10 protein-coding genes are annotated in these 9,326 nt (G+C 40.4%); 5 read left to right on the top strand and 5 right to left on the bottom strand.

What is annotated here, in order from left to right; translation table 11 throughout:
- Positions 1 to 14 precede the first annotated feature (14 nt).
- Entirely contained in the window at positions 15 to 899 is an 885-nt protein-coding gene (locus EKM78_RS01740; RefSeq protein WP_125768476.1) for a shikimate dehydrogenase, read from the top strand.
- A gap of 511 nt (positions 900 to 1,410) precedes the next feature.
- On the opposite strand, the gene EKM78_RS01745 is transcribed toward EKM78_RS01740, so the two are convergent.
- From EKM78_RS01745 to trpX, 3 genes are read right to left on the bottom strand one after another with little or no spacing between them, the layout of a single operon-like run.
- Positions 1,411 to 2,160 carry an ABC transporter ATP-binding protein gene (locus EKM78_RS01745; RefSeq protein ID WP_125768479.1) on the bottom strand — a complete coding sequence of 250 codons (750 nt, stop codon included), beginning with the start codon at positions 2,158 to 2,160 and terminating at the stop codon, positions 1,411 to 1,413.
- Positions 2,157 to 3,047 (bottom strand): ABC transporter permease, encoded by an 891-nt coding sequence (locus EKM78_RS01750; RefSeq protein WP_125768482.1) that lies wholly within the window; start codon positions 3,045 to 3,047, stop codon positions 2,157 to 2,159. Before EKM78_RS01750 ends, EKM78_RS01745 begins: the two co-directional genes overlap by 4 nt.
- Positions 3,044 to 4,051 carry a tryptophan ABC transporter substrate-binding protein gene (gene trpX, locus EKM78_RS01755; protein ID WP_125768485.1) on the bottom strand — a complete coding sequence of 336 codons (1,008 nt, stop codon included), beginning with the start codon at positions 4,049 to 4,051 and terminating at the stop codon, positions 3,044 to 3,046. Before trpX ends, EKM78_RS01750 begins: the two co-directional genes overlap by 4 nt.
- Positions 4,052 to 4,421: 370 nt before the next feature.
- On the opposite strand from trpX, the gene EKM78_RS01760 reads away from it, so the two are divergent.
- Positions 4,422 to 5,510 carry a YibE/F family protein gene (locus EKM78_RS01760; RefSeq protein WP_125768488.1) on the top strand — a complete coding sequence of 363 codons (1,089 nt, stop codon included), beginning with the start codon at positions 4,422 to 4,424 and terminating at the stop codon, positions 5,508 to 5,510.
- On the top strand, positions 5,510 to 6,274 hold the full coding sequence (locus EKM78_RS01765) for a YibE/F family protein (protein ID WP_125768491.1): 765 nt from the start codon (positions 5,510 to 5,512) through the stop codon (positions 6,272 to 6,274). Before EKM78_RS01760 ends, EKM78_RS01765 begins: the two co-directional genes overlap by 1 nt.
- Positions 6,275 to 6,360: 86 nt before the next feature.
- Here EKM78_RS01765 and EKM78_RS01770 read toward each other — a convergent pair whose 3' ends face one another.
- Together EKM78_RS01770 and EKM78_RS01775 are read right to left on the bottom strand one after the other, a co-directional pair.
- Positions 6,361 to 7,281, bottom strand: coding sequence for an aldo/keto reductase (locus EKM78_RS01770; protein ID WP_125768494.1), 921 nt, complete (start codon positions 7,279 to 7,281; stop codon positions 6,361 to 6,363).
- A gap of 60 nt (positions 7,282 to 7,341) precedes the next feature.
- Positions 7,342 to 8,262: an aldo/keto reductase gene (locus tag EKM78_RS01775; RefSeq protein WP_125768497.1), complete on the bottom strand. Its 921-nt coding sequence runs from the start codon at positions 8,260 to 8,262 to the stop codon at positions 7,342 to 7,344.
- 81 nt (positions 8,263 to 8,343) lie between these two features.
- Between EKM78_RS01775 and EKM78_RS12425 the strand changes: the two genes are divergently transcribed.
- Both EKM78_RS12425 and EKM78_RS01780 read left to right on the top strand, forming a co-directional pair.
- Complete coding sequence (locus EKM78_RS12425) at positions 8,344 to 8,625, top strand: hypothetical protein (RefSeq protein ID WP_211334321.1); 282 nt, start codon at positions 8,344 to 8,346, stop codon at positions 8,623 to 8,625.
- Between the two features lie 55 nt (positions 8,626 to 8,680).
- Complete coding sequence (locus EKM78_RS01780) at positions 8,681 to 9,280, top strand: transposase (protein ID WP_125768500.1); 600 nt, start codon at positions 8,681 to 8,683, stop codon at positions 9,278 to 9,280.
- The last annotated feature ends 46 nt before the right edge of the window (positions 9,281 to 9,326 follow it).

Raw genomic sequence — 9,326 nt, forward strand, 5'->3', positions numbered from 1 at the left:
TGGAGGAATTGACCATGGAAAAACGTATTTCAGGAACAACAGGACTATTTACATTATTAGGTTCACCAGTAGGACACTCAGGCTCACCAGCAATGTTCAACTTTAGCTTTCAAAAGCAGGGGCTGGACTATGCATACTTGGCCTTTGATGTGAAGAAAGAACAAATGCCACAAGCAATCGATGCTTTGCGCTTGTTCAAAGTTAGAGGAAGTAATGTCACGATGCCTTGTAAGACAGTTGCTGCCGATTTAGTGGATGATTTATCACCAGCCGCAAAAATTGTCGGAGCTATCAATGTAATAGTAAATGATAACGGCAAATTAACCGGTCATATTACTGATGGCTTGGGATTCGTTAAGAATTTACAAGAAAAAGGTGTCGATATTAAAGGAAAGAAATTAGTCGTTTTAGGTGCCGGTGGTGCTGCCACGGCCATTCAAGTCCAAAGTGCCCTTGATGGAGCTTCCGCTATTTCTATTTTTAATAAAAAGGACGCTTTTTTTGAGAATGCTCAGGCAACTAAGAAGAAGATCAATGATTCCGTTACTGCGGTTGAATTACATGTTTATGATCTTGATGATCAAGAGAAGTTGAAAGCAGAAATTGCCAGTGCCGATATTTTAGTCAACACAACAATTGTTGGTATGAAACCGTTGGATGGACAAAGCTTGGTTGATAAAAGTTTTTTGCGGAAAGACTTAGTTGTCGCTGACACGGTTTACAATCCTTTGAAGACGCAATTGATTCTGGATGCTGAGAGTCTGGGTTGTACGGTTGCTCCTGGTAAAGGGATGTTGTTGTGGCAAGGGGCTGCAGCTTATAAATTGTTTACTGGGAAAGATATGCCGGTTGATGAATATCGGAAGTTTGAAGAAGAACAGAAAGCTGTTAATGCATGATTGGAATTAAAAATCCCATTGGCTTTGCCAAGTTTTTTGCTTGGTGGCTAATGGGAGTTTTTTGATTTCTGAATTTTGTTAGTTTTTGTCAGATGTTTGAGTTTTATACCAAATCATTTTAGTTGGATGCCAAACGTTTATTGTTTTGTACCAAACCACTTTAGTTTGGATGCCAAACGTTGCCCGTTTTATAGTGGAAACGAGCTCCGGCGCACAGCGGCCTCCGGTTTAGAAACTGTCAGCAGGCACTAATTTTTAGATTTGAAAAGTGGTACCCAGTTTATTTGATTAAACTTGCTGCAATTGGGATAGTGTTTTTTTATCTTTATCCTCAAGGATGTTGAAACGAGCTCCGCGAGGTAGCGGCCTCCGGTTAACACAGGTGGTCGCGGCACTGCTTCGCAGCACCTTGTGCGACCACCCGCGTTAATCCTCAGCAGCTGACCAACCTCGCTGCGCTCTCTGTGTTGAAATCCTCAGCAGCTGACCGTGCGCCTCCGCTCTCTTTGTTTTAGAAGTACTCCAGCAAGTCTTCTTCTTTCAACTTAGCTTTTTCCTCTGTGTTCAGGTCTAAGATGATTTTTCCTTTTTTAAGTACGATGAGGCGGTTGCCGTATTTTACGGCTTCGGTTAGGTTGTGGGTAACCATCATGCAGGTTAGTTTCTTTTCTTTGATAGTCCGGTCGGTTGCTGCCATTAGGTCGGAACTGGTTTGTGGATCTAGGGCGGCGGTGTGTTCGTCTAATAGTAGTAATTCGGGCTTTTGGATGATGGCCATTAAGAAGCTTAGTGTTTGTCTTTGACCACCGGATAATTTTTCAGTGAAGGTGTTTAGTCGGTTGTCTAGTGTGGGCATTGTGCTGATGAATTCTTTGAATTTTGGCAGATTTTCCTTGAGCCTTCTGGATCGTAATCTTCTGGGTAAACCGCGTCTTTGTGCTAGTAGTAGGTTTTCCGCTACGGTCATTCGGGGCGAGGTGCCAAGTTTTGGATCTTGGTAGACCCGGCTAATGAACTGAGCTCTTTTGGCCAAATTCTCGGTTGTGATGTCTTTGTTATTTAACAGGATTTTGCCGTTAGTTACACGGTTGGCACCAGTGATCGCATCTAGTAGTGTTGATTTTCCAGCACCGTTAGTTCCTAAGACAACAATGAAGTCTTGGGGATAAATTTTTAAATTTATGCCGTCTAAGATGTTTAGATTGGTGTTGTCGTTGTAAATTGTTTTTTCGACATTATCTAATTCCATGATTGGTTTCATTTAGTTTTTACCCCATTTCTAAAGACTTTGAAAAATTCGGCTCGGATGCTTGGTAGGGCTAAGCAGAGGGCTAAGATGATAGCTGAGATCAGCTTCAAGTCGTTGGTGTTGAAACCTAGTTGGAGCACGATCATTAAGATCAAGCGGTAGACGATACTACCGATAATTACGGTGATCAGCCTGATCGATAATGGAACGTCAGGATAGATAACTTCACCGATGATAATGGCGGAAAGTCCAATAACAATAGATCCGATACCCATGTTGACGTCAGCGAAACCGTTTTGTTGAGCAATCAAGCCACCAGTTAGAGCAACGATCCCATTGGAAACCATTAGTCCGATGAATTTCATGACTGTAGTGTTGATACCCATCGATGCAGCCATAGTCTCGTTGTCACCAGTCGCAATAACCGCCTGCCCTTTTTCGGTATTTAAGAAGACGGTCAATAAGAATGTGATGATAGTTAAGATGATGATACCTAAAAAGATGCCATTGAAGTTAGTTGGCAATTTGTCTAAGCCAAATTGATTGAAAACATTGTCAGGCTTAGTTAAAGACATGTTGGCTTTGCCTAAGATCCGCAAGTTGACGGAATATAGGGCTGTCATCGTCAAGATCCCAGCAAGTAGGATCGGGATGTTCATCTTGGCATACATGAAGGCGGTCGCAAATCCTGCCAAGCAGCCAAAGACGAAAGCTACTAACATGGCCAGTTCAGGATTCATGCCACCTTGGATCAACATGACAGTTGTGACAGCACCGAGTGGGAAACTTCCTTCAACAGTCATATCAGGGAAGTCTAAAATTCTAAAGGTGATGAAAAGTCCGATGGCCATTACTGCCCAGATCAGACCTTGGCTAATTGTCGATACGATCAGATTCATTTGATGATCCTTCCTTCCTTTTGCGCTCTTTGAACTAGTGAATCAGGGAATGTGATATTAAGCTTTTCTGCCATTTTTTGATTGATGATCAAGTGTCCTTTTTTGATGAAGGTCACTGGCATGTCAGCTGGTTTCTTATGGTGTTTTAAAATAGCGACTACATCTTCACCGGCTTTTTGCCCGAGTTCATATTGGGATAAACCTAATGTTGCTAGTCCGCCATCTTTTACCATTGTGTCTGCTGCAGGGAAGACGGGTACGTTTCTTTTGGCGGCAACGCTTGAGAGTAACTTCATTCCCGATGCGATCGTGTTGTCAGTTGGAACGAAGATGGCATCTACATTTTGTGACAAGTTGGTGGAAACTTGTTCAAGATCGTTGATGTTACTAATACTTACTAAGTCGACATCGATGCCTTGAGCTTTTGCCAGTTTCTTCATTTTCTTAGATTCAGTCGTAGCAGACATATCAGAAGAGGTATAAATGATGCCCAGGCGCTTAATATTAGGCATGATCTCTTTCATCAATTTCAACTGATCGCCGAGAGGGGCTTGATCAGAAACGCCGGTGATATTGCCACCTGGATGAGTGTTAGAAGGGACGATCCCGAATCCCTTAGGATCGGTAACGGCACCCATGACGATCGGAATAGTTGAAGTCGCGTTCTTCAATGACTGGACTGAAGGCGTGGCGATACCAACGGCTACGTCAACATTATCTTCAACGAATTGTTTACTGATCGTCCGTAAGTTACTTTGATCACCTTGAGCATTTTGAAAAATGATCTGAATGTTCTTGCCATTTTTGTAGCCATTCTTTTCCAAAGTGTCGTCTAGACCTTTGTTGATCTGGTCTAAAGCGGGGTGTGAAAGTAGTTGCAAGACCCCAACTTTGGGGATCTTGTTGTGTGCCGCTTGTTGTTGATGGCCAACGTAAAAGAAGGCAAAGATCAAAAATGCGAATAAAAATATTAAAGTTCCATATAATCTTTTAACGTGTTTCATAATTTCCCCCTATAAGCAAAAAGGCAGTCCTTGCATAAGGGCTGCCTTTAGATGACAAAACCCACATGTATCCATCGATCCATGCGGGCTTTTTAATTAACGTATATTTACATCACTTAATAAGCCGACACGGATATGATCCTATTTCAGGTCATATCCATATCGGATCAACCTGAATTATCGGCTTTGCCAACCATTTAAAATGTTAAGAGAAGTTTGCTTGTTCATAATGAAATCTCCTAAAGTAGTTGATAAAAAAATGGTATTTCAAAAATGGCTAATTGTCAACTTATATTTCATCATATGAGTGATTAAACAATCGTAATTATTAACAGGGTGATAATATAGAATCATCCGAGAGGTAATTAGTATGAAAATAATAAAAAAACGCTGGGTTCAGATTTGCTTGGCTATTGGCTTAGTTTTGCTGGCGACGGTGGCAACTTATTTTGATTCAGGATTGTATCAAAAACCGATCGTCTCGATCGATCGAGTGGCCCAGCAAAGTAAGACTAAGGGTACGGATCAGTATAAGAATACCGACTATCAAGTTGTTCAAAAGATTTATGGGCATTTTACCAACACAGCAAAAAAAGGTGACAAAGTAACTATAACTAATAGTTATGCTCAATCACAATTGCTGGATGAGCGCTACAAACCGCATCAACAGATCCTTGTCAGTAAAACTTCTCCGAAAGTTTATACCATCCAAAGTACTAAACGGGATGCTGTTTTAGTTTTCTCCATTGGACTAGTGATCATCTTGCTCTTTTGCATGAAATTTACTCGAGGTAGACTGTTGTCTTCAGTTTTGATCAATTTGGTGATCTTCTTTGGCTTTGTCCAAGCTTTGATCAAGCTGCGGACTGGCGATTTAGTATTGTTGACGGTCATTACTGCCATTTTGATTTCAGTAGTTGCTTTGATCGTTATTTTGGGACCAACGAAGGATGCTCTGATGGCTTTCTTGAGTGCATTTTTGGCTACTAGTATAGCTTTACTTTTTAGCGTCTGGTTGTTACAACTTTCAGGAGATAGTGGTATCCATTTTGAAATGGTCGACTTTGGTTTACAGCCTTATTTTGGCGTTTTTATTTCACAAGTTATTTTTAGTGTTTTAGGTGTGATTTTAGATGAAACCATGGATATCTCATCATCACTGATCGAAATGAAACAAGAAGTGGCTGACATTTCTAAGAAGACACTGTTCAAATCTGGGATGGCGATCGGTAAAGAGTTAGTTGGTCCCTTGATCAATATCCTCTTATTCATCGTTGTTGCTGAGAATTTGAATGTAGTCATGTTGTATTTGATGAATGGCAATTCAATCGGATATACCTTGGACATGACTTTGAGTTTAGGTGTGACGCAACTGTTGATCAGTTCGATCGGAATAGTTTTGACCGTTCCAATTACTAGTTTCATCATTAGTCAAATGGTAAGAAAGAAGGTGTCCTAGTGCTATATTTATTGATTACTTTTATTGTTTTGCTGTTAATAGTGACTGGTCAAAGAGGCCTGTCTTTGCTGCTAGGATTGGGAATTAATATTTTTGCCATTATTGCATTATTGATTTTAATTGCTGACGGTTTCAACGTTGTAGTCACTACAGCAATCATTTCCGTTATTATTTTAGTTGTTGCTATTTATATGAACGTGGAAAATTCAGTTACAGCCAATATTTCCTTTAAAACTTCTTTGGTGATCACGGCACTGATCTTATTAATAACGATCCCGATTTTATATTGGTCAAGTACTCAAGGTATGGGTGTTGAAGATCAAGAAGAACTAGAAGGATTTTCTTTGTCAGCAGGTGTTTCCTTCCCACAATTGGCGATTGCGACAATTGTTGTTAATAGTTTAGGAGTGATATCTGAAACTTGTGTGGCAATTACTTCAGGACTGAACGAGATAGTTATGAACAAACCAACGCTCGATCAAAAAACTGTTTTTGCAGATGGATTTTCGGTGGGGAATAAAATATTAGCAACGCAAACTAATACTCTACTATTCAATTTCTTCGCAACGACATTCCCGCTATTTTTCCTAATGAACTCGCTACATTATGGCTGGCAGGAGATCGTCAATGACAAGCTGTTTGGTGCAGAAGTTATTACTTTTGTAGTATGTACGATCGGTGTTATTTTGACAGTGCCAATTACTGCATATCAAGTTTCACGGATCGATCGTAAGAAAATTATTGCTAGTACTAAAGAACAATAAGTTCATTGAAAAAAATCAAAATAAGTTGAGTTTTTAAGCTATTCAAAAAGGCCGAACCCTTTGAAGATTCGGCCTTTTAATTTGTATTAAGGTAAATCGTTTCCGGCAGAAAGATATAAATCATACCATTCTTGTCGAGATAGTTGGATATCTGATCCAGCAATACTATCAATAATATGTTCTGGATTCATCGTCCCGATCAAAACTTGGAAGTTGGCCGGATGGCGCAAGATCCAAGCGACAGCAATGGCATTTTTGGAAACTTGATATTTATCGGCTAGTTTTTGAAGTTCTTGGTTCAAGTTTTCAGCTTTAGGGTCATCGATGAAGACACCAGCGTAATTACTGTACTGGAATGGTGACCAAGCTTGGATCGTGATGTTTTTGCGACGTGAATACTCGATCAATTCACCATCGTGATTTACTGAACGGTTGTCGGTCATATTTGTGTGTATCCCGTGATCGATCATGCCTGTATGCATCAGACTGAATTGCAATTGATTAACGAGAATTTTTTGATTTAGAGAATTTTGAAGTAAGGAAACTTGTTGAGGATTGAAATTTGAAACGCCGAAGTGGCGCACTTTACCAGCTTTTTGCAAATCGTCGAAAGCCTCGGCAACTTCGTCTGGTTCCATTAAAGGATCCGGGCGGTGCAACAAATATGAGTCGAGATAGTCGACATCAAGACGCATCAAGCTGTTATCGACAGCCTGGATCAAATGCTGTTTTGAAAAATCATAACGTTGATGCGAAATGATCCCGCCTTTGGTTTGGATAAAAAGTTCATCACGTGATTTTGAGACTTGCTTGATAGCTTGTCCAAAAATTTTTTCCGATTCACTACGACCATAAACGTCAGAACTATCGAAAAAATTGATCCCTTGATCGATAGCTGTTTCAATCGTTTTGACTGCTTGATCAACGGTCAATTTATTCATGCGCCAAGTTCCTAAAGCGATATTAGAAACTGACCAATTAGTATTACCAAGATTTACTAGTTTCAAAATGAGCTCCCATAATTAAATTGATACGTTAATTATAGGTAATCGCCATCATAAGTCAATTTAAGGTAAGTCATTACCAGCAGCAAAGTATAGGTTGTACCATTCCTGGCGGGTGATCTCAATGTCAGCACCTTTAGCACTGTCAATGATGTGTTGTGGATTCATGGTCCCAATGATGACTTGCATCTTAGCGGGATGACGTAAGATCCAAGCAGCTGCGATGGCATTTTTAGAAACTTCATATTTGTCAGCTAATTCTTGTAATTTCTTATTAAGTTCAGGGAATTTCGGACTGTCGATAAAGACGCCTTCGAAAAAGCCGTATTGGAAAGGTGACCAAGCTTGGATCGTTACGCCCATCCGTCGTGAAAATTCGATGATGCCGCCATCGCGGTTGATCGATCTTTCGTCAGCCATGTTGGAATGAATGCCGTGATCGATCATTGGTGTATGCATTAAGCTGAATTGCACTTGGTTGATCAATAGTCTTTGGTTAAGTGATTCTTGAAGAAGTAAGAACTGTTGTGGATTAAAGTTAGAAACTCCGAAGTGACGGACTTTGCCACTCTTTTGCAAGTCGTCGAAAATGTCAGCCAATTCTTCTGGTTCCATTAGTGGATCTGGTCGATGGATCAGATATGCGTCAAGATAATCAACATCGAGACGTTTCATACTACTTTCGACCGCGTTCATGATGTGCTCACGTGATGTGTCGTATTTTTTGCCAGGGACGATGTCGCCTTTTGTTTGTAAAAAGAGGTCTTCTCTTTTGACGCTTGTTTGTTTCAAGGCGTCACCAAAGCGTTGTTCTGATTCGCCGTCGCCGTACATGTCAGCGTTGTCGACGAAGTTGATTCCACAGTCGTAAGCTGTGTCGATGGCTTTGGCAGCATCTGCCACGGACAATGCGTCCATTCGCCAAGCACCGAAGGCAATTTCTGAAGCTTGCCAATTGGTTTGTCCAATGTTTAGTTGTTTCATGGTAGTCCTCCTCGAAATAAGATAAGTCACAATCTAATTATCAATGAAAACGCTGTCAGTCGTCAACCTAATTGTGCGATTTTGTTATTTTATTGGGTGGGTGGTAAAAGCAAAGTCAAGTTCGAAATCAAGGTCAATGTAGTTGTTTGGTTGTACGTTCAATGCCGGTTCCGGGTCGGGGCGCTATATGGGACTGGAACGCTGCCGACTCGATTTGAGCTCCTCGAAGAAGAGCGCTTCGACGATCTCAAATACGAGTCTTCTTCTAAGCTCCTTCGTGGTTCTCGTCGTGGTTTGGTTATTTTGATGCATTTATTTAAGAAGAGGCTTATATACTCAATGCCAATTTTCATGAGCATATAAGCCTCTTCTTTATTCATTACGACTTAGGATGTTCCTTGAAAGGTCGTGGATAATCATGACAGAATTAATCGGCGATAACATTGATGACACGGAATATGGTAAGTATTTCTTCATTTATAAGAGAGTTGAACATGGTAATAAAATAGTGATCTATCTCAAATCAAAACCACATGAAACTCCTTGTCCAGTTTGTGGAGTGGCAACGAGAAAGCTCGCAGCCACTTATCATAGGGTCATGCAGGAAACACCTTATTGTAATAAAAACGTGACATTAGACATTACTGCGTACAAATATTACTGTCTTAATCCTAAATGTAAAAGAAATGTTTTCTGTGAGAGATTGCCTTTCGCAGGGAAAAATCAAGTTAGAACCAAAGAACTATGTAAATTCATCCTGCTTAATTCTCTTAATACAAGCAATAATCAGTCGAGTATTAATCTTTCGTACCTTGGTGTGAAAATAGGACGCGAGGCGATTCAAAAAATGTACGATCGGCTTCATTTTAAAGATGATCCAAATATTAAGAGTATCGGGGTCGATGACATATCAGTGAAGAAGGGTTCAAAGTACGCAACCATGGTATATAACCTAAAAACGGGCAACCAACGGCTATGCTCGAAGGACGGGACGGAAAATCACTTAGACGTTGGCTAAAAAAACATAACAAAATCCAAAACGTGGCTCGTGATAGAGCCAACGC

The organism is Companilactobacillus furfuricola (genome assembly GCF_003946325.1).
GTDB lineage: Bacteria > Bacillota > Bacilli > Lactobacillales > Lactobacillaceae > Companilactobacillus > Companilactobacillus furfuricola.